The organism is Streptomyces erythrochromogenes, assembly GCF_036170895.1.
Lineage (GTDB): Bacteria > Actinomycetota > Actinomycetes > Streptomycetales > Streptomycetaceae > Streptomyces > Streptomyces erythrochromogenes.
The window spans coordinates 1,986,402-2,008,482 of sequence record NZ_CP108036.1; the positions used below are offsets into that span (position 1 = coordinate 1,986,402).

17 protein-coding genes and 1 pseudogene are annotated in these 22,081 nt (G+C 73.9%); 8 read left to right on the forward strand and 10 right to left on the reverse strand.

From position 1 onward, the window contains the following. Nucleotides 1-165 precede the first annotated feature (165 nt). On the forward strand, nucleotides 166-1,224 hold the full coding sequence (locus tag OHA91_RS09135) for a DUF2637 domain-containing protein (protein WP_031151964.1): 1,059 nt from the start codon (nucleotides 166-168) through the stop codon (nucleotides 1,222-1,224). 39 nt (nucleotides 1,225-1,263) lie between these two features. Here OHA91_RS09135 and OHA91_RS09140 read toward each other — a convergent pair whose 3' ends face one another. From OHA91_RS09140 to OHA91_RS09155, 4 genes are all read right to left on the reverse strand, one after another. Next, the gene (locus OHA91_RS09140; RefSeq protein ID WP_037632654.1) at nucleotides 1,264-1,677 is read right to left on the reverse strand and encodes an ATP-binding protein; all 414 of its coding nucleotides are present in this window, start codon (nucleotides 1,675-1,677) and stop codon (nucleotides 1,264-1,266) included. Nucleotides 1,678-1,852: 175 nt separating this feature from the next. Beyond that, entirely contained in the window at nucleotides 1,853-3,595 is a 1,743-nt protein-coding gene (locus OHA91_RS09145; protein WP_328739015.1) for a pyruvate dehydrogenase, read from the reverse strand. 28 nt (nucleotides 3,596-3,623) lie between these two features. Next, nucleotides 3,624-5,663, reverse strand: coding sequence for a protein phosphatase 2C domain-containing protein (locus tag OHA91_RS09150; protein WP_328739017.1), 2,040 nt, complete (start codon nucleotides 5,661-5,663; stop codon nucleotides 3,624-3,626). Nucleotides 5,664-5,765: 102 nt separating this feature from the next. Then, complete coding sequence (locus tag OHA91_RS09155) at nucleotides 5,766-9,536, reverse strand: S8 family peptidase (protein ID WP_328739018.1); 3,771 nt, start codon at nucleotides 9,534-9,536, stop codon at nucleotides 5,766-5,768. A gap of 197 nt (nucleotides 9,537-9,733) precedes the next feature. Between OHA91_RS09155 and OHA91_RS09160 the strand changes: the two genes are divergently transcribed. Both OHA91_RS09160 and OHA91_RS09165 read left to right on the forward strand, forming a co-directional pair. Further along, the gene (locus OHA91_RS09160) at nucleotides 9,734-10,711 is read left to right on the forward strand and encodes a helix-turn-helix domain-containing protein (protein WP_328739019.1); all 978 of its coding nucleotides are present in this window, start codon (nucleotides 9,734-9,736) and stop codon (nucleotides 10,709-10,711) included. A gap of 24 nt (nucleotides 10,712-10,735) precedes the next feature. After that, the gene (locus OHA91_RS09165; RefSeq protein WP_031151953.1) at nucleotides 10,736-11,218 is read left to right on the forward strand and encodes a DUF456 domain-containing protein; all 483 of its coding nucleotides are present in this window, start codon (nucleotides 10,736-10,738) and stop codon (nucleotides 11,216-11,218) included. Between the two features lie 78 nt (nucleotides 11,219-11,296). On the opposite strand, the gene OHA91_RS09170 is transcribed toward OHA91_RS09165, so the two are convergent. Next, nucleotides 11,297-11,452, reverse strand: a complete 156-nt coding sequence (locus OHA91_RS09170) for a hypothetical protein (protein WP_381705449.1) — start codon at nucleotides 11,450-11,452, stop codon at nucleotides 11,297-11,299. 99 nt (nucleotides 11,453-11,551) lie between these two features. On the opposite strand from OHA91_RS09170, the gene OHA91_RS09175 reads away from it, so the two are divergent. Then, complete coding sequence (locus OHA91_RS09175) at nucleotides 11,552-11,962, forward strand: DUF4345 domain-containing protein (protein WP_328739020.1); 411 nt, start codon at nucleotides 11,552-11,554, stop codon at nucleotides 11,960-11,962. Further along, nucleotides 11,959-12,576, forward strand: a complete 618-nt coding sequence (locus OHA91_RS09180) for a GNAT family N-acetyltransferase (protein WP_031151946.1) — start codon at nucleotides 11,959-11,961, stop codon at nucleotides 12,574-12,576. Before OHA91_RS09175 ends, OHA91_RS09180 begins: the two co-directional genes overlap by 4 nt. A 157-nt stretch (nucleotides 12,577-12,733) precedes the next feature. On the opposite strand, the gene OHA91_RS09185 is transcribed toward OHA91_RS09180, so the two are convergent. From OHA91_RS09185 to OHA91_RS39855, 4 genes and pseudogenes are all read right to left on the reverse strand, one after another. After that, nucleotides 12,734-14,386: a PKD domain-containing protein gene (locus OHA91_RS09185; RefSeq protein ID WP_158714793.1), complete on the reverse strand. Its 1,653-nt coding sequence runs from the start codon at nucleotides 14,384-14,386 to the stop codon at nucleotides 12,734-12,736. Between the two features lie 209 nt (nucleotides 14,387-14,595). After that, nucleotides 14,596-15,702 carry a ribosome small subunit-dependent GTPase A gene (gene rsgA, locus OHA91_RS09190; protein WP_031151944.1) on the reverse strand — a complete coding sequence of 369 codons (1,107 nt, stop codon included), beginning with the start codon at nucleotides 15,700-15,702 and terminating at the stop codon, nucleotides 14,596-14,598. 255 nt (nucleotides 15,703-15,957) lie between these two features. After that, nucleotides 15,958-16,500 carry a GNAT family N-acetyltransferase gene (locus OHA91_RS09195; protein WP_031151942.1) on the reverse strand — a complete coding sequence of 181 codons (543 nt, stop codon included), beginning with the start codon at nucleotides 16,498-16,500 and terminating at the stop codon, nucleotides 15,958-15,960. A 349-nt stretch (nucleotides 16,501-16,849) separates the two neighbouring features. Continuing rightward, nucleotides 16,850-16,957, reverse strand: a pseudogene (locus OHA91_RS39855) (AraC family transcriptional regulator); the annotation flags it as partial. Nucleotides 16,958-17,509: 552 nt separating this feature from the next. Here OHA91_RS39855 and OHA91_RS09205 point away from each other — a divergent pair. Beyond that, nucleotides 17,510-17,653: a hypothetical protein gene (locus OHA91_RS09205; protein WP_158714792.1), complete on the forward strand. Its 144-nt coding sequence runs from the start codon at nucleotides 17,510-17,512 to the stop codon at nucleotides 17,651-17,653. Nucleotides 17,654-17,674: 21 nt separating this feature from the next. Here the strand turns inward: OHA91_RS09205 and OHA91_RS09210 are convergent, their stop codons facing one another. Beyond that, nucleotides 17,675-18,790 (reverse strand): YihY/virulence factor BrkB family protein, encoded by a 1,116-nt coding sequence (locus OHA91_RS09210; RefSeq protein WP_031151940.1) that lies wholly within the window; start codon nucleotides 18,788-18,790, stop codon nucleotides 17,675-17,677. Between the two features lie 17 nt (nucleotides 18,791-18,807). Between OHA91_RS09210 and OHA91_RS09215 the strand changes: the two genes are divergently transcribed. Next, nucleotides 18,808-20,451, forward strand: a complete 1,644-nt coding sequence (locus OHA91_RS09215; protein WP_031151938.1) for an acyl-CoA dehydrogenase family protein — start codon at nucleotides 18,808-18,810, stop codon at nucleotides 20,449-20,451. A gap of 336 nt (nucleotides 20,452-20,787) precedes the next feature. Then, complete coding sequence (locus tag OHA91_RS09220; RefSeq protein ID WP_031151936.1) at nucleotides 20,788-22,080, forward strand: GAF domain-containing protein; 1,293 nt, start codon at nucleotides 20,788-20,790, stop codon at nucleotides 22,078-22,080. Nucleotide 22,081: the final 1 nt, after the last annotated feature.

A 22,081-nucleotide genomic window follows, 5' to 3' on the forward strand; every position in this document is an offset into this window, starting at 1 on the left:
CTCCGGCCGCACGGGAGTCAGTTCGAGATACAACACCCTATCCGGCGGGCCCCGCCCCCCGATGGCGTCCACTTGCCCCGAAACCCGCGTGCACGGCGCACCACCTGCGCCACTATGGCGCCCGGAAAACCGCACAGCCGCATACGCGAGGCAAGGGACATCCGCATGAGACTGACCGACATATCGCTGGACTGGCTGCTGCCCGGCAGTCTGCTGATCCTGGGCGTACTTGCGGCGGTTGCGGTACTGGCACGTGGCAAGCGCGAGAGCGAGAAGGCCGCGGCCGACGACAGCTGGGAGCGCAGCGAGGAGCGGCGGCGGCGCAAGGAGGCCGTCTACGGCACGGCCTCCTACGTCCTGCTCTTCTGCTGCGCGGCGGTGGCCGCCGCGCTCTCCTTCCACGGGCTGGTCGGCTTCGGCCGGCAGAACCTCAACCTCTCCGGAGGCTGGGAGTACCTGGTCCCCTTCGGCCTCGACGGCGCCGCCATGTTCTGTTCGGTCCTCGCCGTCCGCGAGGCCAGCCACGGTGACGCGGCCCTCGGTTCGCGCATGCTGGTCTGGCTGTTCGCGGGGGCGGCCGCCTGGTTCAACTGGGTGCACGCCCCGCGCGGTCTGGGTCACGACGGCGCTCCGCAGTTCTTCGCGGGGATGTCGCTCTCGGCGGCCGTCCTCTTCGACCGCGCCCTCAAGCAGACCCGCCGGGCGGCGCTGCGCGAACAGGGCCTGATCCCGAGGCCCTTGCCGCAGATCCGGATGGTCCGCTGGCTGCGGGCCCCCCGGGAGACCTTCGGCGCATGGTCCCTCATGCTGCTGGAGGGGGTGCGCACCCTCGACGAGGCCGTGGACGAGGTGCGCGAGGACAAGAAGGAGCGGGAGCAGGACCGGCACCGCAGGCGCGACCAGAACCGGCTCGACCGGGCGCGCATCAAGGCGCTGGGCCGGCAGAACCGGGCGTTCGGGCGGTCCCGCGGCCGTCAGGTCGAGCTCCCGGAGCTGACGCAGGGAGCGGGCTCCGCGCCGGTCGGCGCGGAGCCGGCCATACCGGAATCGGGACAGCTGCCGCTACTCCTCCGGCCCTCCCTGCAGGCCGTGGGCCGCACCGAACCCACTGACGTGACCGGCACCCGGACGGTGGACCTCACCGCCGAGGACGACACCCAGACCATTCCCCGGCTGGACTCGCTGGAGCGCAAACTGAAAGACCTGGAGCAGCAGTTCGGCTGACAGGTCCGGACAAGGGGACACCCCGCAGGGCCCGCCGGTTCAGGCGGGCCCTGCGGCGTACGGGGCCTCGCGGCGCCCGTCGAGCTCGAACCACACCACCTTGCCGCCGCCCAGGGCGAGCGCGTCCACGCCCCACTCGTCGGCCAGCGCCTCCACCAGCACCAGTCCCCGGCCGTGCGTACCGTCGTCGGCGGTCGGTACGTACGGCCGGGGTCGGCGTGCCGCGTGGTCGCGGACCTCCACCCGTAACCGTGCGGCCGTGAGGCTCGCGGACACCTCCGCGCCCCGGTCGGTGTGGACGAGGGCGTTGGTGACGAGCTCCGTGATCAGCAGCTCGGCCACGTCCGTGGCCTCGGTCCTGCACCGGTGGCGCATCAGCTCCCTGAGTGCCCGGCGGACCTCGCCCACCGCCTTCAGGTCCGCGCGGCGCACGCTCCGGGTGATGCGCAGCATGTCCACCGCTTCCCCGTCCTCGGCGGTGGACGGTTCGCGCGGTACCGGCGCCCCTCTCCTCCACAGCTTCCCCGTCTTCGCCCCCACCCGCACGGCGGTGTCCCTCCCGTGTCCGTTGCTCTCGAACAGGCCTACGGGATGCATGCCCCCCGGGGGGATCCGCACTCCTGCGGGCTTACGGGCGGGGCACGTTGCGGAGGTTGGATCGAGCCATCTGGATCATGCGCCCCACCCCTCCGTCGAGCACGATCTTGCTGGCCGAAAGTGCGAATCCGGTCACCATTTCGGCGCTGATCTTCGGCGGAATGGACAGGGCGTTGGGGTCGGTCACCACGTCCACCAGAGCGGGTCCCCGATGCCGGAAAGCGTCCTTCAAAGCACCGGTGAGCTGCTTGGGCTTCTCCACGCGCACCCCGTAGGCGCCCGCCGCGCGGGCGATCGCGGCGAAGTCCGGGTTCTTGTTCCGCGTCCCGTAGGAGGGGAGGCCGGAAACCAGCATCTCCAACTCGACCATTCCGAGGGATGAGTTGTTGAAGAGCACTACTTTGACGGGCAGGTCGTACTGCACCAGGGTGAGGAAATCTCCCATCAGCATGGAGAAACCGCCGTCGCCGGACATCGACACCACTTGACGGCCGGGATCGGTGAACTGCGCGCCGATGGCCTGCGGGAGGGCGTTGGCCATCGAGCCGTGGCTGAAGGAGCCGATGATGCGGCGCTTGCCGTTCGGGGAAAGATAGCGTGCCGCCCACACGTTGCACATGCCCGTGTCGACCGTGAACACCGCATCCTCGTCGGCCAGTTCGTCGAGGACCGAGGCCACGTACTCGGGATGGATCGGGGTGTGCTTCTCGACCTTGCGGGTGTAGGCCTTCACCACCTCCTCCAGGGCGTCCGCGTGCTTCTTCAGCATCCGGTCCAGGAAGCGGCGGTCCGTCTTGGCCTTCACCCGCGCGTTGAGGGCGCGCAGGGTCTCCCGTACGTCTCCCCACACCGCGAGGTCCAACTGGGAGCGTCGGCCGAGGTGTTCGGGGCGGATGTCCACCTGGACGATCTTCACGTCGTCGGGCAGGAAGGCGTTGTACGGGAAGTCCGTGCCGAGCAGGACCAGCAGGTCGCACTCGTGGGTGGCCTCGTAGGCCGCGCCGTAGCCGAGCAGCCCGCTCATGCCGACGTCGTAGGGATTGTCGTACTGGATCCACTCCTTGCCGCGCAGGGCGTGCCCGACGGGGGCCTTGACCCGGCCGGCGAACTCCATGACCTCGGCGTGTGCGCCGGCGGTGCCGCTGCCGCAGAAGAGCGTCACCCGGTCCGCCTCGTCGACCAGCCGGACCAGCTTCTCGATCTCACCGTCGCCGGGCCGCACGGTGGGCCGGGCGGTGACGAGGGCGTGCTCCACCGCCTTCTCCGGGGCCGGCTGGGCGGCGATGTCCCCGGGCAGCGCGACCACGCTGACGCCGCTGCGGCCGATGGCGTGCTGTACGGCGCTCTGGAGCAGCCGCGGCATCTGCTGCGGGTTGGAGATCAGCTCGCTGTAGTGGCTGCACTCGCGGAACAGCTGGTCGGGGTGGGTCTCCTGGAAGTAGCCCAGGCCGATCTCGCCGGAGGGGATGTGCGAGGCGAGCGCGATGACCGGGGCCATCGAGCGCTGGGCGTCGTACAGCCCGTTGATCAGGTGCAGGTTCCCCGGGCCGCAGGAGCCGGCGCAGGCGGCGAGGCGGCCGGTGATCTGGGCCTCGGCGCCCGCCGCGAAGGCCGCGGTCTCCTCGTGGCGGACCTGGATCCACTCGATGCCGTCGGTCCGGCGGATCGCGTCCACCACCGGGTTGAGGCTGTCGCCGACGACTCCGTACATCCGCCGCACGCCGGCGCGCACGAGGATGTCGACGAACTGCTCCGCCACGTTCTGCTTGGCCATGCCTCCCATCCAGCCATGCCCGCGCCGGTTACGCCTCCCAGACGGCGGCGGCCGTGCGGTCGTCGGCGTACCCCTTGAGGCGGAGCTGGGTGTCCGCGAGGAACGCGGCGAGGCCGGGCGGCTCCGGCTCGGCCCAGCGCGCGGCGAGCTCCGCCTGGAGGGCGGCCTCCTCCCGCATGGGCTCCGCCAGGCCGCCCGAGCACAGGAGCAGGGTGTCCCCCGGTCTGGCCACGGTTGCCCGGAACCGGAAGACGCTGCCGGGCTCGCCGACCGCGTCGGCCGGCTCGGCGGCATCGGCCGCGGGGGCCGGTGCGGGCGCGGCCGGGCCGGTGGGCTCCAGGTCCTGCCATTGACCCGAACGGAGCCGGAACAGCCCGCCCGCGCCGGATCCGAAGCACACCCGGGTGCGGCATTGCGGGTCCACCGGGAGCAGCAGCCCGCGCAGTCCCGCCGTGTACTCCTCCTCCGCGAGCCCCAGCTCGGCGGCGCGGGCCCGCAGGCGTCCGTAGCCGCGGTCGGTGAGCCGCTGCAGGCCCGAGCGCAGGGCGTCGCGGCGCCCGGCCCGGATGTCGTCGGCGAGCCTGCCCTGGCTGCGGCCGACGGCCGCGGCGACCGTGCGGCACAGTTCGGCGGCGGCCTCGGCGGCGCCGGGCGCGGCCCGGTCCCCGCCGGCGAGGGTCACCAGGACCAGGGCGTCGTCACCGCTGCCGAAGCGGGCGGTGAGCAGGAAGTCCCGGCGGCTCTCGCCGCGGTAGCGGGCGGAGTCGCCGCGCAGGGAGGCGGCCCGGAGGGTGTAGGCGCCGTAGCGGGCGCCCTCCAGGACGGTGTCCGGGACCAGCGCGTCGAGGGCGGCCGGGTCCGCGGGCGGGAGCGGGCCCGGTTCGGCGGCGTAGGTGGGGGCGCGGTCGCCGAGGTGCCGTACTTCGGGCCGCTGCTGCGGCGCCGCGGCCTCCGGGACGGGGGCGGCGGCGGGGGCGCGTACCGGTTCGGGCGGGGCTACGGGCTGCGGCACCTCCTCGGTGCGGTCCTCCCGGCGCGGCGCCTGGACGCGCCGGGTGGGCAGCTCCGGTCCGGGCGCCGGCGGCACCTCGACGCCCCCTAGGGCGTAGCCGGTGGCGCCGCCGGTCCGCGGATCGCGCGGCTGTGCGCCGTGCCAGGGCGGGGCCGGGGGCGGTGGCGGGACGTACCGCTCGCCGGGCGGCGCGGCGGCTTGCGCGGCGGGCGGCGCGACCGGCGGCGGACCGTACGGTGGCGCGGCGGGCGCGCCGGAAGGCACGCCCCGGGCCTGCGGCGGTGCGAGCGGCCCGAACCCCGGGCCGGACGTGGCCCCTTCCGCGGCGGGCGGCCCGGGCGGCGGACCGAGCCGCTCACCGGGCGACGGCGCCCGCGGTGGCCCGGCCGGTACGTCGGCAGCCGCACCCGGAGCCGGATCCGCCCCGGCCGTTTCACCCGGAAGGGGCGCCCGTGCGGGCGGCGGGCCGTACGCCTCGCCGGACAACGGCACCTGCACCGCCGGCTGGTCGAGCGCAGGGCCCGGCGGCTGCGCCGGGGCGTACCGTCCGCCGGGCGGAGCGTCCGCAGTGGGCCCCGGCGGCGGACCGCTCCGGTCGCCGGGCGGGGCCCACTCCCTGGCGGGCGGCACGGCCGGTGGCGCCGGCGGCACGGCCGGCGCGTCACCGGCGACGGGCGGAGCAGGCGGCGGAACGTAGCGCTCAGAGGGCGACGCGGGCAGCGTGTCGGGGACCGGGCGCGGTGCGGGGACCGGACCCGCCACCGGGGGCCGGGCGGGCTCCCGCCGGACCGCGTCCGGCAGCGGCGGCCGCGCGGGCAGGCCGGCGTCCGGGTCCGGGCGGGGGGCCGGCAGCGGCCCGCGTCCCGGCCCGGGTCCGGGCTCGGCCTCCCGGACCGGCTCCGGCGGCGCGGGGGGCGGCGCCCCGGCCGGGTCCCCCGTCACTCCGGCCGCCGACCGGAACCGGTTGTCGAGGGTGTCCCCCGGGTCGGGTGCCGGTCCCGCTTCGGGGTCCTCGTAGAGCTTCTGCCACCAGTCGTCCGCGCCCTGCTGACTCATGCCCTCATTCTCGGCCTCCGGTGGGGGCCGAAAACGCCGAATGCGCGAAAAGGGTCCACCGGGCCGCCGCCCGGTGGACCCCTTCCGTCCTGCCCGTACGGATCAGCGGACGTCGTACGCCCGCGCGACCGTCTGGGTGACCGTCGCGCCCTTCGCGTCGGTCAGTTCGACCCTCAGCGAGACCGGCTTGCCGGAGGCCCCGGCGTGGTCGACGACCGCCGTCCAGGTGCCGTCGCGCCGGCCGACCTTCGCCTGCGTCCAGTTCTCGCCGTCGTAGGAGTACGCCAGCGCGGCCGACGTGAGCGCTCCGGGCACGTAGCCCGCGTGGCCGGTGACGCCCAGCCCGATCGTCTGGCCGTTCTCCGCCGCGACGGTCTTCATGCCGTCGAGCGGGGCCGCGTACCGCGGGAAGAGGAACGGCAGGCCCTGCGAGTACGCCGACGCGTCGAGCTTCGAGGTGAAGCCCCAGGTCGTGCTGACCGAGGTGGACCGCTGCCAGGTGCGCGAGGGCGGGCCGATCTTCTCGATGGACTGGGTCAGTTCGTAGCGGCCCTCTTCGGCCGGGACCTCGAAGACCCCGAACGGGTACCAGCTGTCGCCGATGACCTCGCCGTCGCGCCGGAGCCGGAGGTTGCCGATGTCCCCGAAGGAGCCCGGCTGCGCGGCGTGCGCGCTGTCGCCCCACATGGCGGGCGCGAAGCCGATCAGGTTCGCCTGCCGTTCGGCGGCGAGGGTCTCCCGGCCGGCGGGGTCGCGCGGCGCGACCGGGCCGGTCACCCCGTCGTACCAGGCGGCCTTGCTCCTGGCGCCCTTGGCGTAGGTGCGCTGCTCGCCCGTCATGAACTCGCCCCAGGGGAAGCTGCTGGAGAGCAGTTGGTCCCAGGCGGTGTCCCCGGCGGAGTAGAACTCGGTCCGCTTGCCGGGCGTCGCGACGGTCTCGATCCCGCCGAAGTACACGGCGCTGCCGATGGGCCGGTAGGCGCCCGCCATGTCGACGAAGTCGGCGGCCACGCCCATGGAGTTGTAGGTGGACTCGACCTGCCCGAGGTCGCGGTCCCGAACCCGGTAGGTGCGGCCGCCCTTGATCTCTCCCGTCTCGGGGAAGGCCAGCGAGTAGACGTACGGGCTCTTCGCCGTGGCCTTCCAGGACAGTGCGACCTTGCCGGCGGCGAGCCTGGCCAGGAGCGCCTTGGCCTCGGCGGCCTCGATGGTCATCGTGGGCAGCGAGCCGCCCGCGTAGCCGGTGAAGGCGGCCCAGCGGCCCGGGGCCTCGCGGTGGGCGAGGACGGCCTTGGCGCCGGCGGCCTGCGCGTTCTGCGCGACCTCGTGGAGGGCGCCGTCCACGGCCTTCACCAGGACGACGGCGTCCTTGGCGCCGGCCGCGGCGAGTTCCGCGGGGGTGCCGGAGCCGGCGTCGACGAGCGGGGCGCCGCCGGTGCCGTCGAGGTTGTCGCTGCCGGTGGACGCGGTGAGCGGGTGCAGGACCGGTCCGCCGGCGACCTTCAGCTCGGAGACCAGCGGGGCGGCCGCCCGCCAGTAGCCGGCGAATTCGAAGTCGCCGTCCTTCGCGCGGCCTTCGACGGAGGAGTAGAAGCCGCGGATGGTGCGGCCGCCCATGGCGGTTCCGGCGTGCAGCCAGGTGTCGTCCCAGCTGCGGGCGAAGCCGAGGGTGGTGTTGCGTGCCTCGACCGGCCTGTCGGCCTCGACGGACAGGCGCCCGGCCTTGCGGGCGTCGAGCACGATCGTGGTGTCCTTCTTCACCTCGGTCTGGGGGCGGCCGAGGTAGGTGAGGGAGTCGATCATCTCCGCGCCCTCGCCGGGGTCGGCGGTGGCGACGAAGGCGGACAGGAAGTAGGCGCCGGGGCGGACCCGGTAGACCTGGTCGGTGGCGCCGTCGTTGAACCGGCGCTCGCCGGAGGCGTCGTCGGTGCCGATCACGTCCAGCGAGGAGGGACCGGCTGCGGGCTTGCCGGCCCGGTCGAGGAGCTTGACCCGCAGGGTCACCGTCTCGGGCTCGACGTGGAGCGAGAAGGGGGTGGAGACGCGTACGCCGTCGGCCGTGGCGACGACCCGGCCGGTGACGTCCCCGTACTGGGCGCGCTCCAGCTTGGCGGCCGGGTCGAGGGCGAGGGGCACGGTGACGGTGGCGCCGGCCGGGACGGTGACGGTGCGCCGGTCGAGCCGGGCGATCTGGCTGCGGACGGCGGATCCGTCGTTGCCCGTGACCTTCTCGACGGCGAGGTGCAGCGTGACGGGGTTCTTGCCGAGGTTGGTGTACGGGACCTCGACGTTTCGGCGGTCGCTGCGGTCCTGCGGCCAGTTGTACGTGCCGCCCTGGACGGCGGGCGCGCCGGTGACGGCGGTGTCGAGGGCGGCCTTGACGTCGAGGCGGCCGGCGCCGGCCTCCCGTACGTCCCCGGGGACCTTGGTGTTCGCGGAGCCGACGAGGGCGGCCTTGATCTGCTGCCCGGTCCAGTCGGGGTGGCGCTGCTTGACGACGGCGGCGGCGCCCGCGACGTGCGGGGTGGCCATGGAGGTGCCGGACATGGACTGGTAGGCGTACACCCCGCGGCCGCCCGCGGCGGCGGCGGAGATGCCGACGCCGGGTGCGGCGATCTCTGGCTTGAGGGTGTGCTGCAGACCCGCCGGGCCGCGGCTGGAGAAGGGGGCCGTGGTGTCGTCGCGGTCGACTGCGCCGACCGTCAGCACGCTGGGGGCGCAACCGGGCGAGGAGACCGTGTTGTTGCCGGGGCCCGAGTTGCCCGCGGCGACGACGAAGAGCGGGCCCTGCCGGGAGAGCCGTTCGGCGGCCGCGGCGAGCGGGTCGTCGCAGGCGGTCTGGGAGGGGTCGCCCAGGCTCATGGAGACCACGTCGGCCTTGGACTCGACGGCCCACTCCATGCCGGCGATGATCCACGAGTCGAGGCCGTAGCCCCCGTCGTTGAGGACCTTGCCGCTGAGCAGTTCCGCGCCGGGGGCGACGCCCTTCTTGGCTCCGCCGCTCTCGGCTCCGGAGCCGCCGACGGTGGAGATGGTGTGGGTGCCGTGGCCCTGCCGGTCGCCGTCGGTGTCGGAGTCGGTGAAGTTCTTCGAGGCGGAGACGCGGCCCTTGAGGTCGGGGTGTTCCAGGTCGGTGCCGGTGTCGAGGACGGCGACCTTGGTGCCCTTGCCGTCGTATCCGGCGGCCCAGGCGGCGGTCGCGGCGACCTGGCGCGTGGAACGCTCCAGGTTCGCCTGGACCCTGCCGTCCAGCCACAGCTTCTTCAGGCCGCCCGTGGCCGTTCGCGCGGTGGCGTCCGTACCGGTGACGTCGGCCCAGAAGGCCGCGGCCTGCTCCTTGTCCGCGGAGAGGGCCACGGCGCCGATGGAGCCGAGGACCAGGGAGCGGTCGGCGCCGCGGGGCGCGGGCGGCGCGCTGCGCGCCACGTCCACGGATCCGTCGTAGACGGCGATGAGCGGCAGCTTCTTGGTGTGGGCGTCGTCGTAGCCCTGCCGGACGAGGCCGGTGACGTTGAAGAGTTCATGGTCGACCCGGCCCGCGGCGAGGGCCGCGACCGCGGCCTCGGGGTACACGTACAGGTCCTGGCCCGACTGCCGGGTCTGCACGAGCGGCTGGGAGCCGTCCCCGCGCGGCATCGCGGTCGCGGCGGTGCGGCCGGACGCGTCGGTGGACACCAGGATCCGGTCACCGGTGACGAGGGTCACGGTGACGGGGGCGGTGGGCTGCTTTCCGGCCGCCTGGCTGCCGACGAGTGGTCTCTTCCCCGCTCCGGGCGTTCCGTCGGCCGGCTGCGCCGTCGACGGGCCGACGGCGGTGGCGGCGAGGACGGCTGCTGTGGCCGCCCCGATCGCCGTGCGCGATATCGGGCGCATCGCTCTCCCCAGGTGAATTCCGGCCAAGTGCTGCATTGCACGGCAAAGCTGCCACGCAAATGGCTTCTGGCCGGCGGATGTTGGTGCTGCGGTGGCGCAACCTTGGCAGAGGGGCGGGGGGTGCGGCGATGATGGCGGCGGCGGGTTTGCGCCGTGGCCGCTTCCCGCCAGGAGCCGTGTCGAAAGGTGGTGGACGGGTGCTGGGTGCCATAGGCCTGGACGAGGGCCAGGAGTCTGCGTACCGCGTCTTGGTGGCGCTGGGCGCGGCCGAGGTCCCCGACCTCGCGCACCGGCTGACCCTGCCGGTGCCGCAGACCGAACGGGCCCTGCGCCACCTGGAGCGGCACGGGCTGGCGGCGCAGTCCTCGGCCCGGCCGGGGCGCTGGGTGGCGGCCCCGCCGGGGGTCGCGCTCGGGGCCCTGCTGACCCAGCAGCGGCACGAACTGGAGCAGGCGGAGCTGGCGGCGGCGCTGCTGGCGGAGGAGTACCGGGCGGAGGCGGCCGAACCGGCGGTGCACGACCTCGTGGAGGTGGTGCAGGGCGCGAGCGCGGTGGCGCACCGCTTCCACCAGCTCCAGCTGGGCGCGGAGAAGGAGGTGTGCGCGCTGGTCAGCGGCCGCCCCCAGGTGGTGACGGGCACGGACAACGAGGCGGAGGACCGGGCCTCGGTGCGCGGGGTCGACTACCGGGTGGTGATCGAGCGGGAGGTGCTGACCCTGCCGAGCGGGATCCGGGAGGCGTCCACGGCCCTGGCCCGGGGCGAGCAGGTCCGGGTGACGGCGGAGGTCCCGACGAAGCTGGTGATCGCGGACCGGACCCTCGCCATGGTCCCGCTGACGGCGCGCGGCGCGGAGCCGGCGGCGCTGGTGGTGCACGCGTCCGGGCTGCTGGAGTCCCTGACGGGCCTGTTCGAGGCGGTGTGGCGGGAGGCGATGCCGCTGCGGCTGGGCGCGTCCGGTTCACCGGAGGAGTCCGAGGGCATCCCGGACGCCACGGACCTGGAGATCCTCTCGCTGCTGCTGGCGGGCATGACGGACGCGAGCGTGGCCAAGCACCTGGAGCTCGGGCTGCGGACGGTGCAGCGGCGGGTCAAGGGGCTGATGGAGGCGGCCGGGGTGACGACCCGGCTGCAACTGGGCTGGCACGCGTACGAGCGCGGCTGGGTGGCCCGGTAGCCGACCGTCGGGCACGCTGGGCGGGTGGACGTGCCGCAGCTGCTCCTGGTGGGTCTGGTGCTGCTGTTCGGGCTGGTCGGGGTACTGGTTCCCGGTGTGCCGGGGACCTGGCTGGTGTGGGCGGGGCTGCTCTGGTGGGCGCTGCACGAGCGGTCGGCGCTGTCGTGGTCCCTGCTGGTCGCGGCGACGGCCCTGCTGCTGGTGGTCCAGGTGGTGAAGTGGCAGCTGCCGCCCCGGCGGCCGCACGGGCTGCCGGCCACCCCCCGTACGGCCGCCTTCGCGGGCGCGGGCGCGCTGCTGGGCTTCGTACTGGTCCCCGTGGTGGGGGCGGTCCCGGGCTTCGTGGGCGGCATCTACCTCTGTGAGCGGCTGCGTCTGGGCGGACACGGCGAGGCCTGGGCGTCGACGCGGGCGGTGATGCGGGCGGTGGGCACGAGCGTGCTCGTGGAACTGTTCGCGTGCCTGCTGGTGGTGGGGGCGTGGGTGGGCGCGGTGGCCACGGAGTAGCCCCCGGCCGACTCCTGGCCACGCCCCCGGCCGACTCCTGGCCACGCGCCCCGGTCAGGGTCCCTGCCGCGGCCCCGGTCAGGGGGTCTCGTCGCGCAGGAACGGGCGCAGGGCGCCGAGGAGTGCGCCCGCGCAGGTGTCGCGCAGCTCGGCGCGCGTGCAGGTCTCGCCGGTGAGCCAGTCCAGGCACAGCACCCGGACGAACACCAGCCAGCTCTTCAGGACCGCGGCCACGGCCGCCCGCGCGGAGTCGTCGGCGAGCGGTAGGACGTCGAGGAGCCGGGTCCGCAGGACGCCTGGTGTATCCGCTTACCAGGGGTGGTAGGTCGGACCATGGCCAGGGCTCTCAAGTGGCTCGTTCTGACGACGGGCATGGCGTGCGTGGCGATCGGCCTGGGCCGTGTGGCCCTCGGCAACGCGGCGGTACCCGGCATCGGGGCGGCCGGAGCGACGGTCGACAGCCTCGGGCGGTTCCTGGGCGCGGCCTTCGCGGGCTACGGGCTCGCCTGGATCTGGGCGGCCCGGCAGTCCCCGATCCCGGCGAACGTCGTCCGGCGGCTGGCCGCGGTGTTCCTGCTGGGAGCGGCCGGGCGGCTGCTGTCGCTGGCGGTGCACGGATGGCCGCACGGGTTCCAGGTGGGCCTCCTGGCCATCGAACTGGCCATGCCGCCGCTGTACTTCCGGCTGGCCGACGCCGACGAGCGGGCCCACTCGCAAGTCAAGATCATCAAGGGTGCAGAATGACCCGTATGCCCATAACGAACGCTCCGAAGACGGCAACGATCGACGATGCCCGCATGGTCAGCCGCACCCTGGCCGCCGCCTTCGGCGACGACCCGATGATGCGCTGGTTCTTCCCCGACGACGCCTCCCGCGAGGCAGGGCTGAACCGCTACTTCACCACGCTGTTCACCCGGCAGTACGTCCACCACGGCGTGTGCGAGCGCACCGACGCCGCGGCCTCCTTCTGGGTGGCGCCCGAGGGGCAGGCGAAGGCCGTGCCCGACGCGGAGACCGTCCAGGAGCTCCAGGACATCCTCGGCGACCGGGCCGCGCTGTTCCGGGAGGCCGTGGAGGAGGCAGCGAAGCACTCCCCGACCGAGCCCCATTGGTACCTGGCGGTGGTCGGCGCCGACCCCGCCGCCCGGGGCCAGGGCCACGGGGCGGCCCTGCTGCGCTCGGGCCTGGCCCAGGCCGACGCGGCGGGCCTGCCGGTCTACCTGGAGTCCTCCAAGCCCGACAACCTGCCCTTCTACGAGCACTTCGGCTTCACCGTGCTCGGGGAGGCCCGGCTGCCCGGCGGCGGCCCGGTCCTGTGGGCGATGCGCCGCGCCCCGCGCACCCCGGCCGGCGTCTGACGCCCGACACCTGACGCCGAGGCCGGAGGGGTCCACTGCCGCACCCCTCCGGCCCCAGGCAGTGTCCTGGGCTGCGGCGGGAAACGGGCGGCGCCCCGGGGGCGGACCGGTGGGGTCCGTTCCCGGGGCGCCGTGGCGTACGGGTTCTGCCGGCGGGTCAGTTCGTCTGGTAGACGCCGAAGATGTCGACCACGAGGTCGATGTCGTCCCAGCCGCGGTTCCAGAAGTCGACGATGCCGTTGTACCCCATGCCGGCCTGGACCAGGTTCGGGACGGTCTCGTTCCGCTTCCAGTTCAGGTTGGAGGAGTTGGGCGGGGTGGGCCAGGTGTCCCAGCCGCCCTTGTAGGCGCTCAGCGAGTTCGGGTCCGGGGAGACCGTGAGGTAGCCCTCGCCGCGGGTGTTGGTGACCGTGGTGTTCAGCACGTAGGCCGTGTTGGCCGGGTACTGCGTGGACAGCGGCATGTAGATGTAGCCCTGGCCCCCCAGCGGGCCCCACGCCCAGTCCGAGCTGTCACGGGTGTCGAGCAGACGCTCCGGGAGGAAGGGCAGGTAGGCGCCCTGGCTGTCGGCGTGGTAGTAGCCGACGACGTCGACGATGACGTCGGTGCCGTTCCAGGAGCCGTTGCGGAAGTTGACGGAGCCGTCGGGGCCGACCGGCACGATCACCGAGTTGGCGACCGTCTGGCCGGCGCGGAAGTTCACGTTGGACGTGGTCGGGGCGGCGCCCCCGCCGGGGAACACGGTCAGGTGGCCGTCCTCGCGCGGGTTCGTGACGGTCACGTTCAGCGCGACCGCCGTGGCGCCGTCCGGGATGCCGTCCCTGCCGGTGAACTTGACGCCGAAGGTGCTCTGTCCGCCGACCTTGCCCTGGGCGGTGCCGGTGCCGTTGCGGGTGTCGACGAAGCGCGACGGGTTCAGCGGGGTGTAGCCGCTGGACGAGGTCCGGGTGAAGTAGCCGGTGACGTCGGCGATCAGGTCGACCGACTCCCAGCCGCCGTTGTAGAGGTTGACGAAGCCGTTCCTGTCGACCGGCACGATCACCAGGTTCGGGACGGTCTGCCCCTTGGCGAAGTTGACGTTCGACGTGGTCGGACGCTCGCTGCCCGCGGGCCACACCGTGACGTGGCCGCCGCTGGTGGTGTTGGTGGCGGTGACGTTGAGCACCACGGCCGTGACGCCGGCGGGGATGTTGCCGTTGCCGGAGATCTGCACCCGGGTGGTGCCGTACGCCGGGACCTTGGCCTTCGGCCCGCCCGTGCCGTTGCGGGTGTCCAGGAGGCGCGTGGGCGCGTACGGCGTGAAGTCGGAGCCCGGCGTGACGACGGCGAGCGTGTTGGTGCCCCGGTCGCCCGTGGCGTCCTTCAGGGTGACCTTGACCGTGTAGGCGCCGATCTCCGCGTAGGAGTGGGCCACGGTCTGGTTGGTGGGGCCGTAGGTGTCGAACACGTCGGTGGTGCCGTCGCCCCACTCGATGTAGGCCGAGATCTGGGCGTCCGGGTCGATGCTGACGGCGAGGGCCAGGCTGATCCCGCGGGCGCTGGTGCCCTTGGCGCTCAGGCCGACCGTCGGCTCCGAGGCGGCGGTCCCCTGCGCCTGGGCCTTGCCCTTGCCGGCAGGCCGGACCGTGCGCTCGGCGGCGCTCGTGAAAGTTTCGAAGTTCGACGCCGCGGCCTTGCCGAGGTCCGCGTCCGGAGCGCTCACCCCGTGCGCATCGGGCTTGGCGGACTCGTCGGCCTGGGCCATGCCGGGTACGAGACCTACACCGGCCGCGATGACGGCGGCGGAAACTATGAGTCGGCGATTGCGCACCGGCCCCCCATTTTCTGTTGATGCTTGAACAGGTTCGAAAGCTCGCCCAGAGTACACAGGCATCCGGCTGTTGATCACCCCTATATCGGCGCCGGGCCCGCACGGCAGCGACGAGGTGGTCCGGATCCATCCGGACCGCGTCCACGCCTGGGGGCTCGCCCCGCCCCGCCCCGGGCCGGACGGCCCGGGGCGGGGCGGGGCGGGGCGGGTCAGACCCGGCCGCCGCGCTTGGCGGAGTAGTTGGCCCGGCCCTCGGCCGACTTCAGCCGCCAGTCGCGGCGGATCTCCGACCGCAGCCGGGCGTCCGTCTTGGCCACGATCCGCTGGTTCTCCCGCAGGAGCTTGCGGTAGCTCTCCAGGCGCCGCTCCGGCAGAGCCCCCGACTCCAGCGCGGCGAGCACCGCGCACCCCGGCTCCGCCTCGTGGGCGCAGTCGTGGAAGCGGCATTCGGCGGCGTAGTCCTCGATCTCGGAGAAGACCTGCCCGACCCCCGCCTCCGCGTCGAAGAGCCCGACGCCGCGCAGGCCCGGGGTGTCGATGAGGACCCCTCCGCCCGGCAGGACGAGGAGGTTGCGGGTGGTCGTGGTGTGGCGGCCCTTGCCGTCGACGTCGCGGGTGGCCTGGACCTCCATGACGTCCGTGCCGAGCAGCGCGTTCGCCAGGGTGGACTTGCCCGCGCCCGAGACGCCCAGCAGGACGCTCGTGCCGGAGCCGACGACGGCACCGAGGACGTCGGTGCCCTCCCCGGTGTGGGAGGAGACCGTGAGGACCTGGACGCCCGGGGCGGTGGTCTCCACGTCCTGGACCAGGTGCCCGAGGGTGACCGGGTCCGGAACCAGGTCCGCCTTGGTGAGGACGACCAGCGGCTGCGCCCCCGACTCCCAGGCCAGGGCCAGAAAGCGCTCGATGCGCCCCAGGTCGAGCTCGACGGCGAGGGAGACGGCGATGATCGCGTGGTCGACGTTCGCGGCGAGGATCTGCCCCTCGGACCGCTGCGACGAGGTGGAACGCACGAAGGCGGTCCGGCGCGGCAGGTACGCCTTCACGTACCGCGGGTTGCCCGCCGTCTCGACGGCGGCCCAGTCCCCGGTGCAGATGACGCGCAGCGGGTCGTGGGGGGTGACGAAGGCGGTGTCGGCGCGGACGATGCCGTCGGCGGTCAGCACGTCGCACTGACCGCGGTCGACGCGTACGACACGGCCGGGCACGAGGCCCTGCTCGGCGTACGGGGTGAACTCGGCAGCCCACGCGTCGTCCCAGCCGAGGGAGGTGAGGGTGTGCGCGAGCGAGGCCTGCGGGAAAGCGTTGAAAGACAAGGGGAACCCTTCACAGGGTGGCCCCGGCCGCACGCGCCCGCTCTGCGGCGGTGCGTGAAGAGAAGTGTGAGGTCAGCCGGAGACCACGGGGGTGACATCGATGGTCTTCTGAGTGCGGGCAGCGCCCTGCGCAACGACAGTCATCAATGAACTCACCTCCGGGTCAGCACGTGGCCGTGGTCCCTCACCACTCGGTGGGAACGGACCGACTTTAACAAGCCCCCTCGCGTCGGGGCCACTTCTTTTTCCGCACCGTCAGCCGAGGGTCGGGCCGACCCGCCGGGCCAGCACCTGTCCCGGCCAGTCCCCGGACAGGAAGCCCTCGGTGGGGGCGAAGCCGTTGCGCTCGTAGAACGCGACCAGTTCGCCGCCGCCCCCCGCCCAGCAGTCGACCCGCAGGAGGGCGACGCCGGCCCGCCGTGTCTCCTCGGCGGCGTGCGCGAGCAGCGCCGCCCCGATGCCGCGGCCCGCGTGCCGCCGGTCGGAGACGAGCAGCCGCACGTACCGCTCGGGCTCCCCGGCCGGCGCGATCGGCAGCTGCGGGCTGGGGCCGTGGTCCAGCACCAGGGCCCCGACGGGCGCCCCGTCCAGCTCTGCGACGTACGGGGTGTTCTCGGTCGTGTACCGCTCGACCCGCTCCGGGCCGCCGGCGCGCTGCGAGTACGGCGCCGTGCCCCACTGCTCGGTGTTGCCGCGGGCGTTCATCCAGGCCACGGCGCCGTCGAGCATGTCCAGCAGGGCCGGTGCGTCCGCCGGGCCGCCCGGCCGGATCCGTATCGCGTGCGCGGTGTCGTTCACGCCGGAAGCCTATCCGGAGCCGGCCTCGTGCGGCCTCACCCGAAGCGGACCGGCAGGTACTTGATGCCGTTGATGAAGTCCGAGCGCAGCCGCCGCGGCCGCGATCGCCGCCACCGCCCGTCCGGCCCGGAGCCCGGCGACGACTTCGGCGGTGAGGGGATCGGGCGGCCCGGCCTCCGCGGCGCGGGCCCGGGCCAGCGCTTCGAGCCCCGCGCGGGGGTCTCCGTGCCCCGCCACCAGCCCGGTGAGGCGGCGTACCTCGCGGGGGGGGCCAGAGGTCGGCGAGCCCGACGCGCCGGTCCCGCAGGGCGTGCGCCGGTACGCCGAGCAGCGCGGGCGCGGTGCCGGGCGCGAGCCGGATCCCGGCGACCGCCCCGGCGTGGACCTCCCCGGCGGGATGCGGCCCGGTGTCGGGCCCGGCCACCAGGAGCCGCCCGTCGACCCAGAGCAGGTCCATGCACCCGTCGGGCAGCACCAACCCCGCCGCCGCCCGCGGTGCGCCACAGCACGGCCCCGGGAATCCCGGCCGACGGCGTCTCCTCGTACACGCCTCCAGGCTAGGCCCGCCCCTCTCCCGAGATCATTCGAAGGACTGCCCGCCACCCCGCCGGCAGGGTCGCCGTGTTCGTTGGTTCCAGGGGGAGTTGAGGCATGATCCGGGACGGATCCCGCCGAGGCCGGCGGGGCCGCCGTACGATCGGGATCGTGGTTCCCGTCCCGGGGACGGAGGCGACGGTCCTCGCCTCCTCGGGGCGGAGCGGCACCCCGGCGGCGCCCGCGAGCGCCGCGCCGCCCGCCACCGCCCTCGGCACCGTCCGGCTACCGGTCGCAGCAGGCCAGGTGGGGTGTGGCACCCCCGATCTGCGGTACGGGGGTACTCGTCGACCGCCGAGCTGGAGTACCGGCCCCCCTCTCATGGCGGCGGCATCGGCCGCAGGCGCGCGCCGGGCGGCCCCTGGCCTTCGAGCCCGTGCCGGATGGCCGCGGGCACGGCTCCGGTCCGGTGCGCATGGGGGCCGACCGCGTGCGGGGAGCCGCCCTGTGCTCCGTCACCGAGCGCGGCCCCGTGGCCATGGCCCTCGTCGAGGACGTCGGCGACGAGAGGAGGACCCCCGCGCCGGGCGGACGGCTCGTCGTCCGGGCCGAGGGCTGAGCGGCCCCCGCGTCCCGGCGGTCAGTGCTTGCGCAGGCGCGAGGAGTAGTCCTCGGGCGGCAGGAACTTCGACCAGCGTTCCGGGAACTCCGACGGCATGCCCTCGTCCTCGTCGTCCTCCGACTCGCCCTCCGCCATCGCCCGCCAGGCGGCGGCCCGTGCGACCAGCTGAGCGGCCTCCGCCTCCCGGATCCGCTCGTTCGCCTCACGCGCCGCCGCCGTGGCCACCGACGGCCAGACGCGGTCGATGGCGGCGTTCACGGCCGCGCCGACGAGCACGGCGAAGGCCGAGATGCCGATCCAGAGCAGGACGGCGACGGGCGCGGCCAGGGAGCCGTAGATGGTGGGCCCCTCCACGGTGTTGGTGAGGTAGATCCGCAGCAGGAACGAGCCCAGCACCCACATCGCCAGGGCGACCAGTGCGCCCGGCACGTCCTCGATCCACGGCGAGCGCACGGGCACGGACACGTGGTAGAGCGTGGTCAGGAAGACGATGGACAGCAGGGTCACGGTCGGCCAGTACAGGACGGCGATCACCTCGGTGCCCCACGGCACCAGCCGGACGACGGCGTCCGGGCCCACCACCATCAGCGGCAGCACGATCGCGCCGATCAGCAGGGCGATGATGTAGAGCAGGAAGGCCAGCAGCCGGGTCTTGACGATGCCGCGCTGCCCGTCGAGCCCGTACATCACGGTGATGGTGTCGATGAAGACGTTGACGGCCCGGGATCCCGACCACAGGGCGAAGGCGAAACCGAGCGAGATCAGGTCGGGCCGGCCGCTGCGGGTGACGTCGTCCAGCAGGGGTCTGGCGATGTCGTTGACGCCGCGGTCGGACAGGACCGTGCCGACCGCGCGCAGGATGTTCTCCTCGATGCTCTCGACGGTACGGGTGTCCGTCCACCCGTCGACGTAGCCGAGCAGGCCCAGCAGGCCCAGGAACAGCGGGGGCAGGGAGAGCAGTGTGAAGAAGGCCGCCTCGGCCGCGAGCCCGAGGATCCGGTACTCGATGCACGAGTTGACGGTGTCCTTCAACAGCAGCCAGCCCATTTTCCGCTTCGAGACGTTGCGGTAGAGGGCGCGGGCCCGGTGGAGCCGTCCTGGGATCCGCTCGGGTGTTTCTTTTGCTGGCTGCACGTCCTTACGGTATCCGCATGGCAGCCACCACCCACACAGTCAGCAACCAGGCCCCGCCCCTGGTGGGGTACGACGTCTACGGCGGCGATCGGGCCCTGACCGAGGGCGTCGAGCGTCACCTGGCGTCCGCGGATCCCGAACTCCTCGGCGAGGTACGGGAGGAGCTCAGCGGCCTCGGGCGCGCGGCCGGTTCCGCGCAGGCCCAGGAATGGGGCGTGCAGGCGAACGAGAACCCTCCGAAACTGCGCACGCACGACCGGTACGGGAACCGCGTCGACGAGGTGGAGTTCCACCCTGCGTGGCACCGGCTGCTCGGGCACGCCGTGGGCTCCGGGCTCACGGACGCCTGGGGGCGTCCGGCCGGGCACCTGCGCCGGGCGGCCGGATTCTTCCTGTGGTCGCAGGCCGAGGCCGGCCACGGCTGCCCGGTCTCGATGACGCACGCGGCCGTGCCGGCCCTGCGGGCCGATCCGTCGATCGCGGCGGAATGGGAGCCTCGGCTGACCTCGCACGTGTACGAGGAGGGGCTGCGGCCGGCCTCGCAGAAGGCCGGCGTGCTCTTCGGCATGGGGATGACCGAGAAGCAGGGCGGCAGCGACGTACGGGCCAACACGACGACCGCCGTGCCGCTGGACGCGTCCGGCGAGTACCTGCTGACCGGGCACAAGTGGTTCTGTTCGGCGCCGATGTGCGACGGCTTCCTGGTGCTGGCGCAGGCCCCGGGCGGGCTGACCTGCTTCCTGGTGCCGCGGGTGCTGGAGGACGGCACGCGCAACGTCTTCGCGATCCAGCGGCTGAAGGACAAGCTGGGCAACAAGTCGAACGCGTCGAGCGAGGTCGAGTTCGACGGGACCTGGGCGCGGCGGGTCGGCGAGGAGGGCCGCGGGGTGCGGACCATCATCGAGATGGTCGCGGCGACCCGGCTGGACTGCGTCATCGGCTCGGCTGCGCTGATGCGGCAGGCGCTGACGCAGGCGGTGCACCACGCGGAGCACCGCTCTGCTTTCGGAGCGCTGCTCGTCGACCAGCCGCTGATGCGCAACGTGCTCGCGGACCTCGCCCTGGAGTCGGAGGCCGCCACCACCCTGACGCTGCGCCTGGCCGCCGCCTACGACGCCGGGACCGAGCAGGAGAAGGCCTTCCTGCGCCTCGCCGTGCCCGCCGCCAAGTACTGGGTGACCAAGCGCTGTACGCCGATGGTGGCCGAGGCCCTGGAGTGTCTGGGCGGCAACGGCTACGTCGAGGAGTCCGGGCTGCCGAGACTGCTGCGCGAATCCCCGCTGAACTCCATCTGGGAGGGTTCGGGCAACGTCCAGGCCCTGGACGTACTGCGCGCCCTCCAGCGGGAGCCGCAGGCGCTGAACGCCTTCCTCCAGGAGGTGGGCCTGGCCCGGGGCGCCGACCACCGGCTGGATTCGGCCATCAAGGACCTGCTGACGGATCTCGCCGATCTGGAGGGCATCGAGGCGCGGGCCCGCCGGGTCGTGGAGCGCATGGCCCTGGTGCTCCAGGGATCGCTGCTGGTCCGGTGGGCTCCGCCGGAGGTCGCGGACGCGTTCTGCGCCTCGCGGCTGGGCGGCGATTGGGGTTCGGCCTTCGGCACGCTGCCGCACAGCCTGGACCTGCGTGCGGTCGTGGAACGGGCGCGGATCGCGGGCTAGGGAGGAGCCCCCGTCGGGCTCCCCTGCGGTCCCCAAACCGCTCCGAGCCGGGATCCGGGCCCGTCGACCGGCACAGAGGTGGCGCCGCGCCGACTCGGCACCACCTCTGAACCGAAGCCCCGAGGAGGAGCTGTCACGCCGCTCGGGCGACGTCCGGACATTTTCGGTCGGACGACCGGGACTTGGCGAGAGTTGCATAGCGTTGCAACCTTTGAGTCGGCAGCCGCCCGTCGGGGGCGCCGGGGGAAGCGGCCCCGAGGCACCTGCGGACCGCCGGGCGGCCGGCGTCGTACGTCCTGTTCGCACGGGGAGGTTCCGGTGGCCGACACCACAGGCATGACGGTCGATGTGGCACGCATCTCGGCCATGCACCCTCGGGAGGCCACGCGTCTGCTCAAGGGGGTGCGGGCGGCCGCGCTGGCGGGCGACCGCCCGCCGGCCGCGCCCCGGCCGGAGATCGCGGAGTCCTGGCGCCGGATGCTGGCCGGCGGTGTGCACCCGGACCGGGACGCGCGCTCGCGGATGCTGTCGGCCGCCGAAACGGAACAGCGGCGCCACGTCTCCCCGCTGCGGGAGGTGCTTCCCGTACTGCGCGAGGGTCTGCTGCCCGCGCTCGACGGGGCGCTCCACATCATGGTCGTCGCGGACGCGGACGGCCGGCTGCTGTGGCGGGAGGGCCACAGCTCCATCCTGCGCAAGGCGGACCGGCTCGGTTTCGCGGTCGGCGCGGACTGGGACGAGGCCGTGGTCGGCACGAACGGCGTGGGGACCGCCCTGGTGGCCCGGCGACCGGTGCAGGTGTTCTCGGCGGAGCACTTCGTCTCCAGCCACCACGACTGGACGTGTGCGGGGGCGCCCGTGCGGGACCCGCGGGACGGGCGGCTGCTGGGCGTCGTCGACGTCAGCGGGCCGCTGGCCACCATGCACCCGGCGACGCTGGCCTGGGTGAGCTCGGTGGCCCGGCTCGCGGAACGGGAGCTGCGGATCCGGCACCTGGAGTCGCTGGAGCGGCTGCGGGCGGTGGCGGCCCCGCTGATGGCCCGGCTGCCCGGGCGGGCGCTGGCCGTGGACCCGCACGGCTGGACGGCCGCGGTGACGGGGCTGGCCCCGGCGGACCGGATCCCGCTGCCGAAGGACTTGGTGCCGGGCCGGGTGTGGGTGCCGCAGCTCGGCGACTGCGTGGCGGAGCCGCTGCCCGGCGGCTGGCTGCTGCGGATCGCGCAGGACCGTGCGGGCACGGCGGCGACCCGGGTCGTCCTGGACCTCAGCCGGGCGGGTTCGTGGTCGGCGACGGTGTACGGGTCGTCCGGGAGCTGGTCGCAGGAGCTGAGCCCGCGCCACGCGGAGCTGCTGTTCCTGCTGGCGGAGAGCCCGCTGGGGCGCTCGGCGGCGGAGCTGTCCGCGGAGCTGTTCGGCGACCCGACCCGCACCGTGACGGTCCGGGCGGAGCTGTCCCGCGTACGCCGCCACCTCGCGGGCATCCTGACCCACCGGCCGTACCGTTTCGCGGAGGACGTCGAGGTGGAGCTGATCCGCCCGGCGGACCCGACCGCGCTGCTCCGGCACTCCACGGCCCCGACGGTTGTACGGGCCCGCCTGGGCCGGACGGGCCCCGGCATGATTCCCTGAG

What these genes read in the sequence shown, in the direction of transcription:
- OHA91_RS09135 (WP_031151964.1), top strand. Translation starts at nt 166, where the DNA reads ATGAGACTGACCGACATATCGCTGGACTGGCTGCTGCCCGGCAGTCTG.
- OHA91_RS09140 (WP_037632654.1), bottom strand. Translation starts at nt 1,677, where the DNA reads ATGCTGCGCATCACCCGGAGCGTGCGCCGCGCGGACCTGAAGGCGGTG.
- OHA91_RS09145 (WP_328739015.1), bottom strand. Translation starts at nt 3,595, where the DNA reads ATGGCCAAGCAGAACGTGGCGGAGCAGTTCGTCGACATCCTCGTGCGC.
- OHA91_RS09150 (WP_328739017.1), bottom strand. Translation starts at nt 5,663, where the DNA reads ATGAGTCAGCAGGGCGCGGACGACTGGTGGCAGAAGCTCTACGAGGAC.
- OHA91_RS09155 (WP_328739018.1), bottom strand. Translation starts at nt 9,536, where the DNA reads ATGCGCCCGATATCGCGCACGGCGATCGGGGCGGCCACAGCAGCCGTC.
- OHA91_RS09175 (WP_328739020.1), top strand. Translation starts at nt 11,552, where the DNA reads ATGGCCAGGGCTCTCAAGTGGCTCGTTCTGACGACGGGCATGGCGTGC.
- OHA91_RS09180 (WP_031151946.1), top strand. Translation starts at nt 11,959, where the DNA reads ATGACCCGTATGCCCATAACGAACGCTCCGAAGACGGCAACGATCGAC.
- OHA91_RS09205 (WP_158714792.1), top strand. Translation starts at nt 17,510, where the DNA reads ATGGGGGCCGACCGCGTGCGGGGAGCCGCCCTGTGCTCCGTCACCGAG.
- OHA91_RS09215 (WP_031151938.1), top strand. Translation starts at nt 18,808, where the DNA reads ATGGCAGCCACCACCCACACAGTCAGCAACCAGGCCCCGCCCCTGGTG.
- OHA91_RS09220 (WP_031151936.1), top strand. Translation starts at nt 20,788, where the DNA reads ATGACGGTCGATGTGGCACGCATCTCGGCCATGCACCCTCGGGAGGCC.